Origin of the sequence: Symbioplanes lichenis (assembly GCF_030709675.1) — a bacterium.
Classification (GTDB): Bacteria; Actinomycetota; Actinomycetes; order Mycobacteriales; family Micromonosporaceae; genus Actinoplanes; species Actinoplanes lichenis.
In genome coordinates, this window is the sequence record NZ_JAUZQD010000007.1 from 61,935 (window position 1) to 82,188 (window position 20,254).

18 protein-coding genes are annotated in these 20,254 nt (G+C 70.9%); 14 read left to right on the forward strand and 4 right to left on the reverse strand.

Annotated elements, in window-relative coordinates; all coding sequences use genetic code 11:
* Positions 1–11: 11 nt before the first annotated feature.
* The gene (locus RAN62_RS17865; protein WP_305785807.1) at positions 12–2,186 is read left to right on the forward strand and encodes an MMPL family transporter; all 2,175 of its coding nucleotides are present in this window, start codon (positions 12–14) and stop codon (positions 2,184–2,186) included.
* 56 nt (positions 2,187–2,242) lie between these two features.
* On the opposite strand, the gene RAN62_RS17870 is transcribed toward RAN62_RS17865, so the two are convergent.
* Together RAN62_RS17870 and RAN62_RS17875 are read right to left on the reverse strand one after the other, a co-directional pair.
* Entirely contained in the window at positions 2,243–2,416 is a 174-nt protein-coding gene (locus RAN62_RS17870; RefSeq protein ID WP_305785808.1) for a CsbD family protein, read from the reverse strand.
* A 26-nt stretch (positions 2,417–2,442) separates the two neighbouring features.
* Positions 2,443–4,707, reverse strand: coding sequence for a putative bifunctional diguanylate cyclase/phosphodiesterase (locus RAN62_RS17875; RefSeq protein ID WP_305785809.1), 2,265 nt, complete (start codon positions 4,705–4,707; stop codon positions 2,443–2,445).
* 120 nt (positions 4,708–4,827) lie between these two features.
* Between RAN62_RS17875 and RAN62_RS17880 the strand changes: the two genes are divergently transcribed.
* From RAN62_RS17880 to crcB, 8 genes are read left to right on the forward strand one after another with little or no spacing between them, the layout of a single operon-like run.
* A complete protein-coding gene (locus RAN62_RS17880; RefSeq protein ID WP_305785810.1) occupies positions 4,828–5,871 on the forward strand; it encodes a glycosyltransferase family 2 protein in 1,044 nt (347 codons plus the stop codon).
* Positions 5,868–6,344, forward strand: a complete 477-nt coding sequence (locus tag RAN62_RS17885) for a GNAT family N-acetyltransferase (RefSeq protein WP_438874516.1) — start codon at positions 5,868–5,870, stop codon at positions 6,342–6,344. Before RAN62_RS17880 ends, RAN62_RS17885 begins: the two co-directional genes overlap by 4 nt.
* Entirely contained in the window at positions 6,341–7,381 is a 1,041-nt protein-coding gene (gene pseI, locus RAN62_RS17890) for a pseudaminic acid synthase (RefSeq protein WP_305785812.1), read from the forward strand. Before RAN62_RS17885 ends, pseI begins: the two co-directional genes overlap by 4 nt.
* An 18-nt stretch (positions 7,382–7,399) precedes the next feature.
* A complete protein-coding gene (locus RAN62_RS17895; protein ID WP_305785813.1) occupies positions 7,400–8,983 on the forward strand; it encodes a hypothetical protein in 1,584 nt (527 codons plus the stop codon).
* Positions 8,980–9,948: a hypothetical protein gene (locus tag RAN62_RS17900; RefSeq protein WP_305785814.1), complete on the forward strand. Its 969-nt coding sequence runs from the start codon at positions 8,980–8,982 to the stop codon at positions 9,946–9,948. Before RAN62_RS17895 ends, RAN62_RS17900 begins: the two co-directional genes overlap by 4 nt.
* Positions 9,945–10,958 (forward strand): hypothetical protein, encoded by a 1,014-nt coding sequence (locus RAN62_RS17905; protein WP_305785815.1) that lies wholly within the window; start codon positions 9,945–9,947, stop codon positions 10,956–10,958. The genes RAN62_RS17900 and RAN62_RS17905 overlap by 4 nt, the downstream gene beginning before the upstream one ends.
* A 4-nt stretch (positions 10,959–10,962) precedes the next feature.
* Entirely contained in the window at positions 10,963–11,292 is a 330-nt protein-coding gene (locus RAN62_RS17910) for a fluoride efflux transporter FluC (protein ID WP_305785816.1), read from the forward strand.
* Positions 11,289–11,642, forward strand: a complete 354-nt coding sequence (gene crcB / locus RAN62_RS17915; RefSeq protein WP_305785817.1) for a fluoride efflux transporter CrcB — start codon at positions 11,289–11,291, stop codon at positions 11,640–11,642. The genes RAN62_RS17910 and crcB overlap by 4 nt, the downstream gene beginning before the upstream one ends.
* Before the next feature lie 2 nt (positions 11,643–11,644).
* Here the strand turns inward: crcB and RAN62_RS17920 are convergent, their stop codons facing one another.
* Positions 11,645–12,406: a class I SAM-dependent methyltransferase gene (locus RAN62_RS17920; RefSeq protein ID WP_305785818.1), complete on the reverse strand. Its 762-nt coding sequence runs from the start codon at positions 12,404–12,406 to the stop codon at positions 11,645–11,647.
* Between the two features lie 225 nt (positions 12,407–12,631).
* On the opposite strand from RAN62_RS17920, the gene RAN62_RS17925 reads away from it, so the two are divergent.
* Positions 12,632–13,633: a hypothetical protein gene (locus RAN62_RS17925; protein WP_305785819.1), complete on the forward strand. Its 1,002-nt coding sequence runs from the start codon at positions 12,632–12,634 to the stop codon at positions 13,631–13,633.
* Here the strand turns inward: RAN62_RS17925 and RAN62_RS17930 are convergent.
* Positions 13,617–15,863 carry a putative bifunctional diguanylate cyclase/phosphodiesterase gene (locus RAN62_RS17930; protein WP_305785820.1) on the reverse strand — a complete coding sequence of 749 codons (2,247 nt, stop codon included), beginning with the start codon at positions 15,861–15,863 and terminating at the stop codon, positions 13,617–13,619. The two genes, RAN62_RS17925 and RAN62_RS17930, sit on opposite strands and share 17 nt — an antisense overlap.
* A 337-nt stretch (positions 15,864–16,200) precedes the next feature.
* On the opposite strand from RAN62_RS17930, the gene RAN62_RS17935 reads away from it, so the two are divergent.
* The 4 genes from RAN62_RS17935 (at position 16,201) to RAN62_RS17950 (ending at position 20,226) form a co-directional block, all read left to right on the forward strand.
* Complete coding sequence (locus RAN62_RS17935; RefSeq protein ID WP_305785821.1) at positions 16,201–16,962, forward strand: DeoR/GlpR family DNA-binding transcription regulator; 762 nt, start codon at positions 16,201–16,203, stop codon at positions 16,960–16,962.
* A 76-nt stretch (positions 16,963–17,038) separates the two neighbouring features.
* Positions 17,039–18,403: an ABC transporter substrate-binding protein gene (locus RAN62_RS17940; RefSeq protein WP_305785822.1), complete on the forward strand. Its 1,365-nt coding sequence runs from the start codon at positions 17,039–17,041 to the stop codon at positions 18,401–18,403.
* A 54-nt stretch (positions 18,404–18,457) separates the two neighbouring features.
* Positions 18,458–19,387, forward strand: a complete 930-nt coding sequence (locus tag RAN62_RS17945; RefSeq protein WP_305785823.1) for a carbohydrate ABC transporter permease — start codon at positions 18,458–18,460, stop codon at positions 19,385–19,387.
* The gene (locus tag RAN62_RS17950) at positions 19,384–20,226 is read left to right on the forward strand and encodes a carbohydrate ABC transporter permease (RefSeq protein WP_305785824.1); all 843 of its coding nucleotides are present in this window, start codon (positions 19,384–19,386) and stop codon (positions 20,224–20,226) included. The genes RAN62_RS17945 and RAN62_RS17950 overlap by 4 nt, the downstream gene beginning before the upstream one ends.
* The last annotated feature ends 28 nt before the right edge of the window (positions 20,227–20,254 follow it).

Here is a 20,254-nt window from a genome sequence, read left to right on the forward strand (position 1 = left end):
CGTTTCTGGGCATGGAGAACGGACGGAAAGTCACGGGGATCGCGGCACGGGCCGCGATGTGGAGCGCCCGCCACCGGGCGCTCGCGATATTCGGCTGGGTGGCGTTCGTCGCGGCGATGGTCGTCCTCAGTGGACTGATTGGCACCACCGAGGCCGACGGCGTGCAGACCGGCCACGGCGAGTCGAAGCGCGCGGACCAGATCGTCGCCGACGCCGGCTTCCCGGAGCAGCCGGCCGGTGAGATGGTGCTGGTGCAGGGCGACAAGCGGGAAGCCGCGGTCGCCGAAGTCACCAAGGCTCTCCGGGCCCGGCCCGAGGTCACCGATCTCGGCGAGCCGCTGACGTCGCAGGACGGCCGGTCGACGCTGGTGAACTTCAGCATCGTGGGCGACCCGGAGACCGCCGAGGACCGCGTGCAGCCGGTGCTCGACACCGTGGCGGCGGTCCAGGCGAAGCACGCGGATCTCTACATCGCCGAGGCCGGGTCGGCCAGCGGCGACAAGATGATCGGCGGCGAGCTGGACGCGGGGCTGTCCCGGCTGTCGATGCTGTCCATCCCGATCACGATCGGCATCCTGCTGGTCGCCTTCGGGGCCGTCGTGGCGGCGCTGCTGCCGGTGGGGCTGGCCGTCACCGCGGTGGTGGCGGCGACGGGCCTGCTCGCCGCGGCGAGCCGCCTGGTGCCCACGGTCGACACGACGATGCACGTGATGCTGCTGGTCGGGCTCGCGGTGGGCGTCGACTACTGCCTCTTCTACATCCGGCGTGAGCGGGACGAACGGCGGCGGGGTGCCGACGCGCACCGGGCGCTGGTGGTGGCCGCGCAGACGTCGGGCCGGTCGATCTGGGTGTCCGGGCTGACCGTGATCGCCGCGATGGCCGGCATGTTCCTGACCCAGGACGCGGTGTTCAGCAGCTTCGCCGTGGCGACCATCCTGGTGGTGGCGACCGCGGTGCTGGGCTCCCTGACGGTGCTGCCCGCCATGCTGTCCGCGCTGGGCGAACGGGTGGACGCGATCAAGATCCCGGGCCTTTACCGCCGCCGTACGGACAGCCGCGTCTGGAACCTCGTCCTGCGCGCGGTGCTGGCCAAGCCGCTGCTCTCGGCCTTCGCGGCGGTGGCGATCCTCGGCGTGCTCGCGGCGCCGGTGCTCGGCATGAAGACCAAGGGCGAGGAGCTGACGGACTTCTCGCCGGGCATCCCGACCGTGCAGGCGCTGACCCGGATCGCCGAGGCGTTCCCGGGCGAGGGCAGCCCGGCCGAGGTGGTCGTGAAAGCCGACGACGTCACCGGCCCGGCCTTCGACTCGGCGGTGGCCGGCTTCAAGAAGTCAGCGCTGGCGAGCGGCCGGCTGGCGGAGCCGGTCGACGTGCGGGTCAACCCGGCCGGAACGGTCGCCGTGGTCTCCGTGGTCCTCACAGGCGACGATCGTGCCGCCCTCACGACCCTGCGCGAGCAGGTGGCCCCGGCGTCGTTCGGGAAGTTGCCGGGCGCGACCGTGGCGGTCACCGGCGACACGGCCGAGACAGTCGACTTCGGCAACCGGCTCAGCGCGTCGCTGCCGTGGGTCTTCGCCTTCGTCCTGGGACTGGCGTTCCTGCTGCTGCTCGTGTCGTTCCGCTCGGTCGTGGTCGCCGCCACCGGCGTGGTGCTCAACCTGCTGTCGGTCGCCGCCGCGTACGGGATGCTGGTCTTCGTCTTCCAGGACGGCCACTTCGAGAACCTGCTCGACTTCCAGTCCGGCGGCGGGATCACCAACTGGATGCCCCTGTTCCTCTTCACGATCCTGTTCGGGCTCTCGATGGACTACCACGTGTTCGTGCTGAGTCGCATCCGGGAGGGCCACGACCAGGGCCTGCCCACCCGCGAGGCGGTCGCCCGGGGCATCGGCGGCACGGCCGGCGTCATCACCAGCGCGGCCGTGGTCATGGTGGCGGTCTCCGCCCTCTTCGCCACGCTGCCGCTGCTCAGCACCAAGGAGCTCGGCGTCGGTCTCGCCGCGGCCGTCCTGCTCGACGCCACGCTGATCCGCGCGGTGCTGCTGCCCGCGGTGATGGTGCTGCTCGGCGAGCGCAACTGGTGGCTGCCGCGCTGGCTGAACTGGCTGCCGCAGGTCGCCCACGACACGACCCCGGCCGTCCAGGAGCCCGTGGGCAGGCATCGGGAGCTGGCCTCGACACACTGAAACTGAAAAACGGAAGGGCCCGGCGCGAGGCGCCGGGCCCGGAAAACCGCGAAACGTCACTTCTTGAAGACGTCCTTGATGTTCTCGCCGGCCTGCTTGAGCTTCGAGCTCTTCTGGTCGGCCTTGCCCTCGGCCTCGAGCTGCTCGTCGTCGGTGGCCCGGCCGATGCCTTCCTTGGCCTTGCCGCCGAGTTCCTCGGCCTTGTTGTCGATCTTGTCGTCGGCACCCATGACAAACCTCCAGGGAGAGCGGAGTTCTACGCCCTGGACATACCCACTGGCGTGCCCGGCAATCCCGCCCCGCTGCGCAGCAGGTCACCGAGCATCTCCGGGGTCATCGGCCGGGCGAAGTGGTAGCCCTGGGCGGCGATGTAGCCCTGTGCGAGCAGCATCTCGGCCTGCTCCGCCGTCTCGACCCCCTCGGCCACCGCGTGCAGGCCGAGGACCTGGGCGAGGTGGATGACGGCGGCCGACATCGGGACGCGGTCGTCCGGCTCCGCCTGGGTGAACGAGCGGTCCAGCTTGATCTCGTCGATCGGGCACTCGTGCAGCATCGACAGCGTGGAGTGGCCGGTGCCGAAATCGTCCAGGCTGATGCGTACGCCCAACGCCCGCAACCGGTGCAGATTGGTGACCGACAGTCCGGGCTCGAGCGCCATCGTCTCGGTGATCTCGAGAACCACCCGGTCGGCGGGGAGGTCGTGCTCGGCCAGCAGCGCGGCGACGGTCTCCGCGAAGCCGGGTTCACGCAGGTCACGGGCCGACACGTTGACGTTGAGCGAGCGCGGGGCGGCGTCGCCGTGCTCGGCGATCCACGCGGCGAGCTGGGCGAACGCCGTCCGCATGACCAGCGCCCCGAGCGGCACGATGAGCCCGGTGCGCTCGGCGACCGGGATGAAGGCGTCGGGGGCCAGCGTTCCCCGGACCGGGTGGGCCCAGCGGACCAGCGCCTCGGTGCCGGTGACGCGGCCGTCGACCAGGTCGACGATCGGCTGGTAGAGCAGGAAGAACTCGCCGGCGGCCAAGGCGTCGCGCAGCTCGGCGCCGAGGTGGGCGTGGGCAGTGCCGGTGTTGGCCATGCCCGCCTCGTAGTGCAGGTACGCGGTGCCCGCGAGCTTCTTGGCCGCGTACATCGCGATGTCGGCGTGCCGGAGCAGCACCGAGGCCTCGTCGCCGCTGCGGCCGTCGGCGATGCCGATGCTGGCGCGGATCGGCAGCTCGTGCCCGTCGGCGTAGACCGGCTGCCGCAGCGCGTTGGACATGCGCTCCGCGGCCAGGTCCGCCGCCTGCGGATCGGCGTCGTCGAGCACGACCACGAACTCGTCGCCGCCCAGCCGCGCCACGGTGTCCTCGGCCCGGATGCAGCCCTCGAGCCGCTGGGCGACGCCGATGAGCAGCTGGTCGCCGACCTCGTGCCCGAGGGTGTCGTTGACCTCCTTGAAGTCGTCGAGGTCGATCAGCGCCACGGCCACCGGGCGGTCGCCGGGGGCGGTCAGGGCCTTCTGCAGCCGGGTCTGGAAGAGGGCCCGGTTGGGGAGCTGGGTGAGGGCGTCGTGGGTGGCGCCGTGGTCGAGCCGCTGCAACAGGCGGTTGTTGTCACGGAAGGCGATGAGCTGCCGCAGGACGACGATGGCGGTCAGGGTCACGGCAGCGGCCACGACGATCGTCTCGTCGGCCGCCTCGCCCAGGGTCACGTGCACCAGCAGCGCGTCGACGGCGGCCACGGCCACGTACGGGAGGGCGCTGAAGGACCGGCGGCGAGCCGGCTGCACGCCGCGGCGCCGCGCGGGCACGGCCTCGGCGCGCTGGTGCTCGGCGGCCCAGGCGGCGCAGAGGAAGATCGCCGGGTAGACGACCATGCCCGGGAACAGCGTCGGGTCGATGCGCTCGAGCACCGGCCGGACGAGCGGCGCGAGCGCCCCGACGAAGATCGCCGCCGCGAGCAGGCGCAGCGCGGGCCCGCTGACGTGCATGTGGCTGGAGAGGATGACCTTCGACACGGCGAAGAGCGCCAGCAGCGACAACACCGTCAGCAACAACGACACCGCGGTGCCGACCCCGCTGCCCAGGGTGGGGGAGAAGTGCCAGATGAACAGCGTGGCCGAGAGGGCGACCGTACCGGCGTCCAGCACGACGCGGGTCACCTCGCCGGGCGTCCGCGGGTCCAGCGGCAGCCGGTAGAGCGCGTAGATGATGATCAGCACGGCCGGGCCGCTCAGCGACAGCATGAGGTTGCCGGTGTGGGACCCGCGCGGGTCGGCGGCGGTGAGGACGTCGGCGGCCTGCACCGAGACGGCGAGCGTGATCAGGGCGACCACGGCGGTCATGTGCCACCAGAAGCGCCGGGTCGGGGCGGGCAGGGCCGGCAGGGACGCGGTCCGCCGCAGGGCGAGCAGGCTCACGACCCCGGCGGCGACGGTGGGCAGCCACAGCAGGACCCGCGGGCCGACGGGCACCAGCAGGTTGACCGCGAACCAGACGAGCGCGGCCACCGCGATGCCCGCCGAGGTCCGCAGCATCATGCTCCCCCGATGAGTCGTCACCCAGGACCCATCGGCTGTCCGGCGGGCCGCTCAAGTAATTCGCGAGGTGTCCAACCGGGGTTACGACTTTCGTCACTATGGGGGCGAAACCTGTCGGACATGAATCCGGTACTGCTGTCGGTTGTCGTCCCGGTGTACGCGGTGGAGGGCTACCTCCATCAGTGCCTGGAGTCCCTCCGCGCCGGCCTGACGCCCGGGGAGTCGGCGTCGGTCGAGGTCATCGCGGTGGACGACGCCTCGCCGGACAGCTGCGGGGCGATGCTCGACGACTACGCGGCGCGGCACGGCGACCTACGGGTGGTGCACCTGAGCAGCAATGTCGGCCTGGGCCTGGCGCGGAACGCCGGGCTGGCGGAGGCGCGCGGCGACTACGTCTGGTTCGTCGACAGCGACGACTGGCTGCCCGCCGGCGCCATGCGCGCGGTGCTGGCCAAGCTGCGTGCCGAGCGCCCGGACGTGCTGCTCATCGACCACCTGCGCGCGCACGAGGACGGCCGGCTGGAGCCCGATGCGAGCAGCGGCGTGCTCAAGGACCCCCGGCTGCCGAGCCTGCTGAGGCTCCAGCACACCGCCTGGAACAGGATCGTCCGGCGCGGCCATCTGCGGGAGATCGACCTGCGGTTCCAGCCCGGCTGGTACGAGGACGTGCCGTTCAGCAACCCTGTCCTGATCGCCGCCCGTACGGTCGGGGTCCTCGACGAGGTCTGCTACCACTACCGCGTCGGCCGCGCCGGGGCCATCACCGCGACCCGCAGCGAGCGGCACTTCGAGGCCTTCGACCAGTACGACCGGATGCTCGCCTGGGTCGGGCACCGTGAACCCGAGCCGTGGCTGCGCAACCTGCTGTTCACCTTGATGGTCAACCACTTGCTGGTGGTCCTGGGCAACGCCGGCCGGCTCCACCCCCGGCACCGCCGCGCCTACTTCCGGCGGCTGGCCCGGCACTACCGCCGGCACCTTCCCGCTGGTTACGACGGGTCGCCGGGCATCAAGCACCGGCTCGTCCAGCTCAACAACTACGCGCTGTACGCGGGGCTTCGCCAGGCGTACCGGATGACGCGCCGTGACCCCGAGCCGTCACCTGCGGTTCGTCCCGCCCTTGCCTCCGCGACACAGCAGGCTCAGGCGGCCTCCATACGGTGACGCCGGTGTTGCGAGACGCCGTCGATGCCGACCGAGATGTGGTGCTCACCTGGCGGAACCACCCGGACGTCCGGGCGGTGAGCCTGTCCACCCACGTGATCTCCCCGGAGGAGCACGCCAAGTGGTGGGAAAGCGCCATGAACGACCCGCGGCGGCACATCCTGATCCATGACGACTGCGGCGTCGTGATCTTCGACCTGCGGGAGGATCCGCCCAGCTGGAGCTTCTACCTGGACGTGGCCGGGCTCGAGGGCAGACTGCTGCCCGCTTGGCTGCGCCTGGAGCAGGCCGCGGTCGACCACGCGTTCGGGCCGCTGGGCCTGACCCGGCTCGGCGGCGAGCAGCTGGCGAGCAACAAGCAGGTGATCGCCCTGCACCGGCGCTTCGGCTTCCGGGAGACCAAGCGCTACGAGCGGCTGATCGACGGCGTGCCGCAGACCGTGGTGTGGACCGAGAGAGGGATCGACAAGTGATCGTGAACGACGTGGAGATCGGTGCGGGCAAGCGGCCGTACATCGTGGCCGAGATGTCCGGCAACCACAACGGCGAGCTGGACCGGGCGCTCGCGCTCGTGGACGCGGCCGCCGACGCCGGCGCCCACGCCATCAAGATCCAGACCTATACGGCCGACACCATGACCGTGGACGTCAAGCACCCCCGCTTTCAGATCTCCGAAGGTCACGAGCTGTGGGGCAACGAGTACCTCTACCAGCTCTACGAGCGCGCGCACACGCCGTGGGAGTGGCACCAGGCGATCTTCGAGCGGGCGCGGGAACGCGGGCTGACGCCGTTCTCCAGCCCCTTCGACCGGACGGCGATCGACCTGCTCGAGAGCCTGGACGCCCCGCTCTACAAGATCGCGTCGTCGGAGATCACCGACCTGCCGCTGGTCCGGGGCTGCGCGAGCACGGGCAAGCCCGTCATCATCTCGACCGGCATGGCGACCCTGCAGGAGATCGCCGCCGCGGTCGACGCCGCCCGGGGCGCCGGCGCGAAGGACATCGTCGTGCTGTCCTGCACCGCGTCCTACCCGGCGCCGCCGGAGCACACCAACCTGCGCCGCATCCCGGTGCTCGCCGAGGCCCTGCAGCTGCCGATCGGCCTGAGCGACCACACCCTGGGCATCGGGGTGCCGATCGCGAGCGTGGCGTTCGGCGCCTGCCTGATCGAGAAGCACCTGACCATGGACCGGGCGGACGGCGGCGTCGACTCGGCGTTCTCACTGACCCCGGACGAGCTCACGGCGCTCGTCGTGGAGTCGGAGCGCGCGTGGCAGGCGCTCGGCACCACCTCGATCGGCCCGACCGAGGCCGAGAAGGAGGGCCTGCGGTTCCGCCGGTCCCTCTACGTGGTGGAGGACGTCCGCGCCGGCGACGCCGTCACCGAGCAGAACGTCCGGTCGATCCGCCCGACCGGCGGCCTGGCCCCCGACGCCATCGGCATGGTGCTCGGACGCACCTTCCAGCAGGACGCGGCCAAGGGCACGCCGCTGTCCTGGGACCTGATCTGAGAGGCACGGAACAACACGGTGTGGCTCAACGCGAACAGCAAGGAGCTTCAGGTCTTCCTGGAGTCCGCGTCGGTCTTCTGGGAGAAGAACCTCCCGAAGCCGGCTGACGACGCGGTGATCGTGGTGGAGGCGTTCCACCAGGACATTCGGGTCAACCTGCGCAACTTCGCGGTCGCCAACGCGATCCGCAAGCTGCAGCCGGCGCGGATGGTGGTGCTGACCGGCGTCGAGGACGCGTGGATGGCGACGCTCTGGAGCGGCTTCGACATCAACATCGTGCGCCGGGTCGCCCAGTCCTATGCGGCGGACGAGGTGGTGGACGTCTGGGACCTGGTCCGCAAGTCCACCACGCCCGCCCGGTCCGAGGAGCCGATCGTCGCGTACACCGACGCGACCTACTGCCGCCTCGCCAAGCTGCCGCGCCTCCCGCAGGGTTACCAGTCGCTGCCCGACTACCAACTGCGGCACGCGTACGCCACCCGCCTGCACGACCACTACCAGCAGCTCTTCTCGGGCGGCAACGTCGTCGCGCTCGTCACGAGCCACGTCGACTACGACCAGTGGGGGCTCGCGTCCGAGGCGGCGCGGCAGGCGGCCGTGCCCGTGATCCACACGCAGCAGACCGGCTGCCTGAAGGTCTACGGCCTGTTCCCCGAGAACGACACCCACACGGGTACGTTCCGGGAGGAGCTCACCAAGCAGATCGGCGACGTGTTCGAGACGCAGCTCTGGCCGCGCAAGGACGAGCTGCGCTCCTCGGCCGAGCTCGTCGCCTGGCGCGCCAAGGTCAACCTGGGCCGCCCGAGCTGGTGGCGCGGCGGCGTGACCGCCTCGGTCGACCTCAACAACCCGGCCGAGCGGGCCCGGCTGCGCAGCCACGTCGTCGACCGGCTGGGCTTCGACGCCGAGCGGCCGATCGTGACCGTTTACAACCATGCCGTCTCCGACGCGCTGGGCACCAATCGCGAGCTGTTCCCGAGCCTCGCCGACTGGTTCGCCGACACGGCGGCCTACGCGGCCGAGCACACCGAGGCGCAGTGGCTGTTCCTCGACCACCCGAGCCAGGCGCTCTACGACTCGACCGGCTTCTTCGACTCGCTCGCCGAGCAGTACAAGCGGGTCAAGCACATGGCGTTCCGGCCCAGTGCCACGCTCAGCAAGAACGCGCTGTGGAGCCTCACCGACCTCGGCGTCACGGTGCGGGGGAGCGTCAGCAACGAGCTGCCCGCGTACGGGATCCCGGTCATCCAGGCCGGCTGGTCCGAGTGGAGCTCGTGCGGGCTGTCGACGGTGGTGGACGACCAGGAGGCGTACTGGAAGACCCTCGGCGAGAGCATCCAGGCCGTCCGCGACGGCGTCGAGCTCGTGACCGAGGAGCAGGTGCGCCGCGCCCGGCTGTGGCTCTGGCTCTACCGCAGCGGCGCCGACGTGGTCACCCCGCAGGTCCCGCAGTGGGAGGTGTGGCCGGCCGACACCCTGCTCAAGACCATGCGCGCCACGTTCCGGCACATCGAGATGGACGCCGACCCGCTGTTCAGCCGGGTCGAGCGGATGTGGACGCACCGCGAGCCGATGCTCACCCGGACGGACTTCACCGCATGATCGGCAGCTGGTTCGCCACCGATTACGACGAGACGCCGGTCGTCCTCGACGGCCTGCCGCTGGAGGTGACGGGCGGGCAGAGTGGCGGCGTGGCCATCGTCGACCAGGTCGTCCGCGGCCGGCAGATCGTCGGCCGGATCACCGGCGACTACGGCGCGGTCGGCCTCAAGTGGAGCGGCGCCGGGCAGGCGGTCCGGGTCTCCGTGCTCGTGCACCTCGACGAGATGGGCACCCGCTGGTGGTCCGACCGGGTGCGCCCGTCGCGGCTCGCGCCCGAGCTGCCCCGGCTGGTGCTGGTGCGCGCGCAGGGCAAGCTGCGCGGCGCCGCTGTGCTGGCCCGGCGGCAGGGGCTGCGCAAGGCCGGCGGGGCCAAGGTGACGGTCGAGTTCGACCTGCCCGCCGAGGACCTGGACGCCAACGGCCTGCTGATGGTCGAGCTCGCCGAGCCCCCGCGGCCCGAGTGGCTGGCCGGGCGGGTTGCCGCGCGGGCCGCCCTGGGGGTGCGCATCGACAAGATTTCCGTACGCCCGAAGCCCGCCAACGCGACCCCGCTCGAGCTGCCCGGCGGCTCCGGCTGCGACCTGGCCGTCGTCACGCCGGACGCACCGGAGACGTTCCGCCTGCAGGTGACCCCGGTGACCCCGCCGCCCCCGCTGCCGGTGTCGCCGACGCACAAGTGGAGCCGGAAGAAGCCGGCGCGGGCCGGGTTCAAGGCGCTACGCATCGCCCGCCGGGCCGGCAACCGGGTGCTGGCCGAGGTCAACAAGGCGCGCCCCGCCGACGGGTTCGGCGTGCACGCGACGGCGCTACTGACGGGCGTACCCGTGGAATTGGAGATCGTGAAGCGCGGCGCCGCCACCCTGACGCTGCGCCGCCCGCCCGGGGTCGAGGGTCCGATTCTGATCGGGCTGAACCCGGCCGACCGGGGCCTGTCCTGCCGCATCCAGCCGGGCACCGGCCGATGATCCACCGCCCGGGCCTGACCGCGGACGCCGGCCGCAACCGCCGCGTGCTGCAGGAGATCCTCGACACCGTGCCGGCCGGCAAGCTGGAGCTGCCGCCGGGCGAGCACACGATCGCCGACGGCCTGCGCGTCCCCGGCGGCTGGACCATCCGCGGCTCGGAAGTGGCCGGCGCGGGCGGCGGCCGGCCGGGCACCTGGCTGACCTCGACCGGCACGACCGGGCACCCGGTGCTGCACGTCCTCGGCTCCGACGTGGCGGTGAGCGACCTCGGCCTGCGCCCGCCGCCCGCCGACCCGGGCGAGCACGGCGGCGACCGCGGCACGGCGATCACCGTGGGCGACTATCTGTACGAGTCGACGCCCTCGTGGATCGGCCGGGTCGACATCCGCCGCGTGCAGATCGAGCGGCCGTCGGAGAAGCACGCCAACTGCATCGCGCTCATGGGCGCGGTGCGCGACATCACGCTGCACGACGTGACCGTGCACGGCGGCTACACGGCCGTCGCGGTGCACTGGGGGGCCGTGGGCGCCGACGTCGCCTCCATCGAGGGCCCGACCTACCACCCGCACCGCCTCACCATCACCGACCTGCGGGTCCGCGACGCGCTCGAAGGCTTCTACCTCAGCTCGGTGCACGACGTCCGCGTCGACGGCGCGTGCCTGCGCGACGTGGAGATGGCCTTCCGCCTGCTCCCGGGCGACAACACCGACCGCTTCGTCACCTCGGACGTGGTCGGCTCGACGATCGAGATCAGCAACGTGTGCGCGCAGTGGAACGGGCCCCGCTACGCGGTCCGCGCCGCCGGCTGGGGCAAGAGCGAGGTCGACGGCCTGGTCTCGACCCTCGCCTACCGCGACGCCGTCATCCACGACTGCACCCTGCGCGGCGCGGGCACCGGCACCTCGTGGTCGCCCGTGCTGATGGAACAGGCCGAGGGCGTCACCCTGCACGACATCACCTTCACCACCGCTTCCGTTCCCGACGGCGAGGCCTGCTGCCCGCTATCGTGACCGGGTGCGCCCGATCTTGACCGTAGCGGCCGGCGGCCTGCTGGGGGCCGTCGCCCGCTACGGGATCGGGGTGGCGTGGCACCACTCCTTGTGGTCCACGCTGGTCATCAACATCACCGGTTGCTTCCTGATCGGCGTCCTCTACACGCTCGTGTCCCGGCCCGCCGTGCGCCTCTTCCTGGGCACCGGCTTCCTGGGCGGCTACACCACCTTCTCCACCGCGACGGTCGACGTCCTGCTGGCCCGGCCCCCGGTCGCCCTCGCCTATCTGGCTGCCACACTCGTCGGGTCGCTGGCCGCGGCGTGGGCCGGTGCGTCGTTGGTACGCCGGTGACCGTCCTTCTCGTCGCCCTGGGCGCGGCGGTCGGCGCCCCCCTTCGGTGGTGGGCCGACCGTTGCATCCCCAAGCGCGACGGCTTCCCGTGGGGCACGCTCACGGTCAACGTGGCCGGATCATTGATCCTCGGCGTCGTGCTCGTCCTGCCTCTGGCCCCGTGGCTCGTCTCACTGCTGGGAACGGGCTTCTGCGGCGCGCTGACGACCTACTCGACGTTCAGCTTCGAGACGGTGACGCTGGCGCGTTCCGGGAAGCGGTTCCTCGCCGGGGCGTACGCGATCGGCAGCGTCCTGGCCGGTCTCGGCGCCGCCACCCTCGGTCTCCTGATCGCCGCCGCCCTCGGCTGAGCTCAGCGAGCCAGCCGGCCGCTCGTCTGGACGAAGAGGAAGCCGTTGACGCTGTTCCGGGGGTTGGCCAGCGCCTTGACCGTGGCGGTCAGCTCCGCCTCGGTCAGCCCGTCCTCCAGCAGAGCGGCGCGCAGCTGCGGGATGCCCGCCAGGAGCAGCCGGCAGCCGGGACTGCCGCCGGCCCAGCTGCCGCCGTGCACCCGGAAGCCGACCTGCTCGAGACCGGCGGCGGTGAAAGCGGCAGGGGAACGGTAGGGCCATCCGGGATCGTTGCCGCGGTTCTCCAGGACTCGCACGTGCGTCTTCAGGTAACGGGTCAGGATCCCGGCGTCCGGCCCGTACGCCGTGAAGGGGCCGGGCGCGAGCGCGAAGTCCCCGGTCAGCAGGACGCCGCCCGGCGCCAGAGCCTCGGTCAGCCGGCGCAGGGCGTGCTCGCGCCGGGGCAGATGCGCCAGCAGCAGGCGCGCGTGGACGAGATCGAAGCCGGTCGGCGGCTGGTCCTCGAGAATGTCGTGCCGCCGCACGGTCAGGCCGGGCCGGGACGGGACGTGCTGCGGTGCGATGTCGGTGGCCACCACCTCCACCGCCCGCCCGGCCAGCCAGGTGGCGACGCTGCCCGCCCCGGCGCCGACGTCGAGACAGCGCTTGCCGCGCACATCGATCAGCTCGTCGACGAAGGCCCTGGTGGCGGTGTCGAGCAGATCGGCCAGGGCGGCATGATGCTCGGTCGCCTGATCACTCGCATTGTCGAACGCGTACCCCATGCGGACCGTCCTCTCTCGACCGATGATCAAGGTCTACCAGCTCCGGCGGCCGGGCTTTGTCGGACACTTGTCGTATCAGGGCGAACCTCCCGTACCGGAGCTGCAATGGGGCGATGACCGGGCTTCTGGCGGCCGTTGCCGCGCGGCTGATCCGCGCGGCCGGCCACGTCTATTGGCACACCTGGCGCCGCCACCGCGGTTGACACCGTGAGGGATCCTCGCGGGGTGCGACTGATCTCTCTCGCGGTGGTCACGGGTGTGGGTGTCCTCGCGGCGTTCGGCGGTGTGGCGCTGGCTCAGCGATCCGGCGGAGAATGCACGGTGGAGCCCTTGGCGCAGCCGGCACCCGGCGCGTACAGCCTCGTCCTCGCCATGGATCCGGGCGGGCGCCACATCGCCGGCCGGACCGGCCGGCCCGGTGACGTCGATCTCGATCTGGTGCTCTGGACCGACGGCCGGCCGAGCGTGGCCGACCTGCCGGGCGAGAACCAGGTGCCGCATGCCGTCAACGCCAGCGGTGTCGCGGTCGGTTCCACGATCTTCGGGTCGCTGGGCGGTCTGCAGGAGCTACGGGCGTGGATCTATCGGGACGGCGCCGTGGCGACCCTGCCCGGCGAGGGGAGCTCCGAAGCGTTCGCGGTCAGCGACGACGGCGCAGTGGCCGGAACGCTCGCCGGCCGTCCGGTGGTCTGGCGGCCGGCGGCGGCGGCACCCACCGTGCTGGCCCCGGACGGCCGCGCGCTCGGCATCTCGGCCGACGGGCGGACGATCGTGGGTCAGACGGGTGTCGGCGGGCAGACCAGACCGTACGTCTGGACGGACGGCGGCACTCCCCGGGAGCTGCCCCTGCCGACGATCGACGGCGAGACCGCGATGACGGCGATCGCGCAGTCGATCACCGGGGACTGGATCGTCGGCATGGCCACCACACGGGACGACGACCGCGGTGTGCCCGCGCGGTGGAACCTGCGTACGGGCGACGTGGTGGCCTTTCCCGGGCACAGCCTGGCCGGCGGCTCGATCAGCGCCGACGGCCGGTTCACCGCCCAGGACGACAGGCGGGCGACGGTGTCGGGTGGACCGGAAACGCTGACATTGCCCCGGCTCGACGGCAACGCCGGCCTGCGCGACAGCCCCTCCGCGATCAGCCTCGACGGGAGGGTCGTCGCGGGCAACGCCGGGAACGCCCCGGTCGTCTGGCGGTGCGGCGCTACGGGGTCGAGTTGAAGAGCAGCTCGGCGGTGGCCTGTTCGGTGAGCGGCTCGGCGAAGAGGTAGCCCTGGCCCATCTCGCAGTTGCCGCCCGTCAGCTCGGCCAGCTGCACCTTGTCCTCGATGCCCTCCGCCACCGTCGACAGCTGGAGCGCCTGGCCCAGCTGGATGATGCCGAGGGTGAGGGCGGCCGCGTTCGGGTGGTCGCCGACGTCGTCCACGAAGCTCTTGTCGATCTTGATGATGTCGATCGGGAAGCGGCGCAGGTAGGCCAGCGACGAGTAGCCCGTACCGAAGTCGTCGATCGCCAGGCGTACGCCCAGTTCCTTGATCTGTTCCAGCCGCTGGAGCGTCTGATCGCGATGGTCGATGAGCACCGACTCGGTCAGCTCGAGGACCAGGCTGGTGGGCGGCAGGCCGCTGTTGTTCAGGGCCGAGGCCACGACGGCCGGGAGCGTCGGCTGTTCGAGCTGGACGGCGGAGAGGTTGACGCTCAGGGTGAGCGGGGTCTCCCGGCGGGCGTTCCACGCGGCGGCCTGGCGGCAGGCCTCGCGGAGGACCCACTCGCCGAGGGGGACAATCATGCCGGTCTCCTCGGCCAGCGGGATGAAGTCGAGGGGCGGGATCGTGCCGCGCTCGGGGTGCTGCCAGCGGACGAGGGCCTCGATGCCGGTGATCTCGTTGGTCTGCAGGTGCACGATGGGCTGGTAACGCAGCTCGAACTCGTGGCGCACGATGGCGCGGCGCAGGTCGGACTCCATGCGCAGCGCCGCTTCGAAGGCCTCCTGGAGCTCCGGGGCGAAGACGGTGCAGCGGTCCTTGCCGTCCTTCTTGGCCTGGTACATCGCGAGGTCGGCCTGGACCATGAGGTCCTGCGGGCCGATCTTGTCGTCGCTGTGGGCGATGCCGACGCTGGCGCTGATGAAGACCTCCTTGCCGGCCAGGTCGAAGGGCTCGCGGAGGGCTTCGAGGATGCGCCTGGCCACGGGGACGGCCTCGTCGACGCTGCCGGCCCGGGCGAGGAGGACGGCGAACTCGTCACCGCCGAGGCGGGCCGCCGTGTCGCCCGTACGCAGGCAGCCGCCGATCCGTTCCGCCACGCCCTGCAGCAGCAGGTCGCCCGCGGCATGCCCGAGCGAGTCGTTGACCACCTTGAAGCGGTCGAGGTCGACGAAGAGGACGCCGACACCGCCCGCGGGCGCGGCGGCGAAGGCCCGCTCGAGCCGCGTGAGGAAGAGCGACCGGCTGGCGAGCCCGGTGAGCGAGTCGTGGAACGCTTGGTTCATGGCCTCGAGCGTCTGCGCGTCGGTCAGGGCCAGGCTGACGTGCTCGGCGAAGGCGTGCAGGATGTCCTGCGCCCCCTTGTCCCACTCGCGCGGGCCGGCGTACGTGCCGACGGCCAGGCAGCCGACCACGTCGCCGTTCTCGTGCACCGGGACCGCCATGATCGCGCGCATGCCGCTGCCGACGACCTCGGAGAGCGCCAGCGGCCAGTTCGCGTAGTCCTCGACGCTGACGAGCTCGTTGCCCAGGATGGCCAGGCCGGACACGCCGCCGGACAGCAGCGGGATGCGCCGCGCCTGGGCGGAGAGGTCCGGCGCGAGGCCGACGCCGGAGACCAGCGCGCCGACCGTACGGTCCTCGGCGTCGATCATGTTGAGGGCGGCCATCTCGACGCCGAGCAGGTCGGCGGCGCTCGCGGTGATGGCGTCGAGCACCTGCTGCAGCGGGGCGCGCCGGGCGATGAGCCGCTGCACGCGCGTGAGGTGGTCGAAGAAGCGCTGCCGCTCCTGCAGCGAGCCGGTCAGCCGGTCGTTCTCCTGGGCCTGGCGCCGCTCGGCCGCCATGACGTGCAGGGCCTGCAGGCTCAGCTCCAGCACCCGGGCCATGCCCCGGAGCAGGCAGATCTCCTCGTCGGAGAAGGGCGCGGCGCCGAGGCGGCCGAGGACGAGGAAGCCCGCCGCCGGGCCGTTGACCGGCGCGTGCGTGACCGCGTACGTGGTCCCGCCGAGCAGGAGCGAGTCGCGGCGCCCGGCGGCGACGTCGGTCACGCCGGCCAGCGGGACCTGCTCGGCGGGCAGCCCGACGGAAGCGACCACGCCGCCGTCGATCACCAGGACGGCGACGTCCGCGGCGAGGGCGCGGGCCGCGCATTCCACCGCCGCGTACTGAGCCGCCGGTCCGTCGGGCCGGTCGGCCACCGCGGAGAGGAACTCGGTGAGCTGCTGGGTTGCGAGCATGGCCATGACCACGCTTGTCGGCTCCTTCGCGGCCGACTTGAGCCGAAGGCCGTGACCGTTTCGGTCAAGAGGTGCGCGGTTGAGGATCGGTAACGATCCCTCGTGGGGGCCGGGAAGCCCTTGATCGAGCCCGACTCCACACCCTCGGGCACGCTTCGGGCGGTACAAATGGGCAAACGGGCAGGAGATACCTCCCGCTTAGATGCGGTTACGGGCAGTATCGACCGTGTCATGCTGACCGGGAAACGGGCAGAGACAGGCTCAATCAGCTTAGGTTGTGATGGGGGCCACACGTTTCCCCGGTGTTACAAATAGCGGACCAGGAGCCGTGGGGAGGTGCGAGATGAACGCGGACGAGCGGCAACACCAGATAGTCGGCCTGGCCCGCCGGCAGGGTGAGGTGGACGTGGCCAAGCTCGCGGCCGAGCTCTCCGTCTCCGCCGAGACCATCCGGCGCGACCTGCGGCTGCTGGAGAAGCACGGCCTGCTCCGCCGGACGCACGGCGGGGCGTACCCGGTCGAGACGGCCAAGTTCGAGACCGACCTCGCCATGCGCACCATGCGCGGGGTCCCCGAGAAGAGGCGCATCGCCGCCGCGGCCGTCGGCCTGATCGGCGACGCGGAGACGATCTTCGTCGACGAGGGCTTCACGCCGCAGCTGATCGCCGAGGCGCTGCCCACCGACCGCCCGCTGACCGTGGTGACCGCGTCGCTCAACACCGCGGCGTGGCTGTCCACCAACACCCCGGCGACCGTGCTGCTGCTCGGCGGCCGGGTCCGGGGCCGCACGCTCGCCACCGTCGACCACTGGGCCAGCGGCATGCTGGCCGGCTTCGTGCTCGACCTCGCCTTCGTCGGCGCCAACGGCATCTCCCGGGAAGTGGGTCTGACCACCCCCGACCCGGCCGTCGCGGACGTGAAGTCGCAGGCCGTGCGCGCGGCCCGGCGGCGGATCTTCGTCGGCATGCACACCAAGTTCGGCGTCCGGACCTTCTGCCGGTTCGCCGAGATCTCCGATTTCGAATCCCTGGTCACGGACACCGGGCTCCCGGCGTCCGAGGCCCATCGCTATTCCCGGCTCGGCCCCCAGGTCATCCGAGTCTGACCCCTCACCACATACGACGAGCCGGCTCATCTGGTGACCGGCGCGGTTCCGCCTGTCTGCAAACGGAGGATCTGCAGTGACAACATCACGACGAAAGCTCTCCATACTCCTCGCGGGGGCGACCGCGGGAGCGCTGGTGCTCTCGGGCTGTTCCGGCGCCGGCTCGACCGCGGGCGGCGGCTCCGGCGACGACAACACCATCACCGCGCTGATGGTCGGCAACCCGCAGATGGAGGACATCCAGAAGCTGACCGCCGACAACTTCACCAAGCAGACCGGCATCACGGTCAAGTTCACGATCCTCCCGGAGAACGAGCTGCGCGACAAGGTCACGCAGGACGTCGCCAACCAGGGCGGCCAGTACGACGTCGCGACCGTCGGCGCGTACGAGACCGGCATCTGGGCCAAGAACGGCTGGCTGCACGAGCTGTCGACGCAGGCGGCCGCGGACACCGCCTACGACCAGGCCGACCTGCTCAAGCCGATGGTGCAGTCGCTGACCGGCGAGGACGGCAAGATGTACGCGGCGCCGTTCTACGGCGAGTCGTCGTTCCTCATGTACAACAAGGACATGTTCACGGCCGCCGGCCTCACCATGCCCGAGAAGCCGACGTGGGCGCAGGTCGCCGAGTTCGCCAAGAAGCTCGACGACAAGCAGAAGGGCGTCGCCGGGATCTGCCTGCGCGGGCTGCCCGGCTGGGGTGAGCTGTTCGCGCCGCTGACCACGGTCGTCAACACGTACGGGGGCACCTGGTTCGAGAAGGACTGGACGCCGAAGGTGAACTCGCCCGAGTTCAAGGAAGCCACCAACTTCTACGTCAACCTCGTCAAGCAGTACGGCGAGTCGGGCGCCCCGCAGGCCGGCTTCACCGAGTGCGCCAACACGTTCGGCCAGGGCAAGGCGGCCATGTGGTACGACGCCACGTCCGCGGCGGGCACGCTGGAGGACCCGAAGGCGTCGAAGGTCGCTGGCAAGGTCGGCTACGCGTACGCGCCGGTGAACAAGACCGAGTACTCCGGCTGGCTGTGGACCTGGGCCTGGGCCATGCCCAAGACGACGAAGAAGGCGGACGCCGCCTGGAAGTTCATCTCCTGGGCCACCAGCAAGGAGTACGAGCAGATCGTCGGCAAGAACCTCGGCTGGTCGCGCATCCCGTCCGGCAAGCGCACCTCCACCTACTCGATCCCCGAGTACAAGGAGTCGGCCAAGGCCTTCGCCGACGTGACCCTGGGCTCGATCGAGAACGCCAACCCGCAGAACCCCGGCCTGCAGCCCCGGCCGGCGCTGGGCGTGCAGTTCGTGACCATCCCGGAGTTCGCCGACCTCGGCACCAAGGTGTCGCAGGAGGTCAGCGCGGCCATCGCCGGCTCCGGCACGGTCGACAAGGCGCTCGATGACGGTCAGAAGCTCGCCGAAGACGTGGCGAAGAACTACAAGTAGTGCTCCCGGGGGCGTCGCAGGCGCGGCGCCCCCGTCCCAATGGGAAGGCCGACCATGACCGATGTCATCACCCGCGCCGATCCGAAGCCGGATCTGCCCGTGGCGCCGAAGAGGGGCAGCTCCAAGGAGCGGTGGATCCGCCGGGCACCCCTGCTGCCGGGTCTCATCTTCGCCCTGATCATCACCCAGGTGCCGTTCCTCTTCACGCTGGTGCTGTCCACCCTGGACTGGAACGCGCTGCGCCCGGGTGACCGCTCCTTCATCGGCATCGACAACTACATCACCGTGCTCAGCGACTCGCGGCTGCGCTCCGCGCTGGTCAACACGGTGCTGCTCACCGCGGGCGCGGTCATCTTCTCGATGATCCTGGGCCTGCTGCTGGCGATCCTGCTGGACCGCAAGTTCTTCGGCCGGTCGGTCGTCCGTACCCTACTGATCACGCCCTTCCTCGTGATGCCGATCGCCGCCGCGCTGGTGTGGAAGCACGCGCTCTACAACCCGGCCTACGGCCTCATCAACGGCATCTTCGGCGGCTCCACGGACTGGGTGTCCTCCTATCCGAAGGCCGCCGTCATCGCCACGCTGGTCTGGCAGTGGACGCCGTTCATGATGCTCATCCTGCTCGCGGGCCTGCAGTCGCAGAGCGAGGAGATCCTCGAGGCGGCCCGGGTCGACGGCGCCAACGCCTGGCACATCTTCACCCGGATGACCATCCCGCACCTGCGGCAGTACCTCGAGCTCGGCGCGCTGCTCGGCTCGATCTACCTGGTCAACACGTTCGACGCGATCTTCAGCATCACCCAGGGCGGTCCGGGCCAGGCCACCACCAACTTGCCGTACGAGATCTATCTGACCACCTTCCGCAAGTTCGAGTACGGCGAGGCGTCGGCCGCCGGCGTCATCGTGGTGATCCTGACGATCATCGTGGCGACGTTCGCGCTGCGGGTCATCTCGAGCCTGTTCCGCATGGAGGAGAACCGATGACCGCCCTTGCCGCACCGGCTCGGAACAAGCGCCGGTTGGTCAACTCCGTCTGGGGCATCGTCGCCTGGGTCGCCGGGATCATCTTCGTCTTTCCGGTCATCTGGATGGTGCTGACCAGCTTCAAGCAGGAACAGGACGCCGCCAGCAACCCGCCCTCCTGGGTGTTCACGCCCACGCTCGACCAGTACGTCACCGTGTTCGACCGGAACATCACGCCGTTCCTGCTCAACTCGCTGATGGCCAGCGTCTTTTCCACGCTGCTGGTCGTGGTGCTGGCCACCCCGGCGGCGTACGCGCTGTCGCTGCGCCCGGTCGACAAGTGGACCGACGTCCTCTTCTTCTTCATCAGCACCAAGATGATGCCCGCCGTCGCCGCGCTGCTGCCGATCTATCTGCTCACCAAGAACCTCGGCATGCTGGACAACATCTGGACGATGGTCATCCTCTACACCTCCATGAACCTGCCGCTCGCGGTGTGGATGATGCGCTCCTTCCTGCTGGAGGTCCCGCGCGAGGTGCTGGAGGCGGGCGAGGTCGACGGCGCCGGCCTGCTCACCTCGATCCGCAAGATCATCCTGCCGATCGTGTCGCCCGGCCTCGCCGCCACGGCGCTGATCTGCTTCATCTTCGCCTGGAACGAGTTCTTCCTGGCCGTGAACCTGACCGCCACGAACGCGGGCACCGCCCCGATCTTCCTGGTCGGCTTCATCTCCTCCGAGGGCCTCTTCCTCGCCCGCCTCTGCGCGGCCGCCACGCTGGTCTCGCTGCCGGTGCTCATCGCCGGCTGGCTGGCCCAGAACAAGCTCGTCCGCGGCCTCTCCATGGGCGCGGTCAAGTGAAAGCCGCTGTTGTCGTCACGCCCGGCAC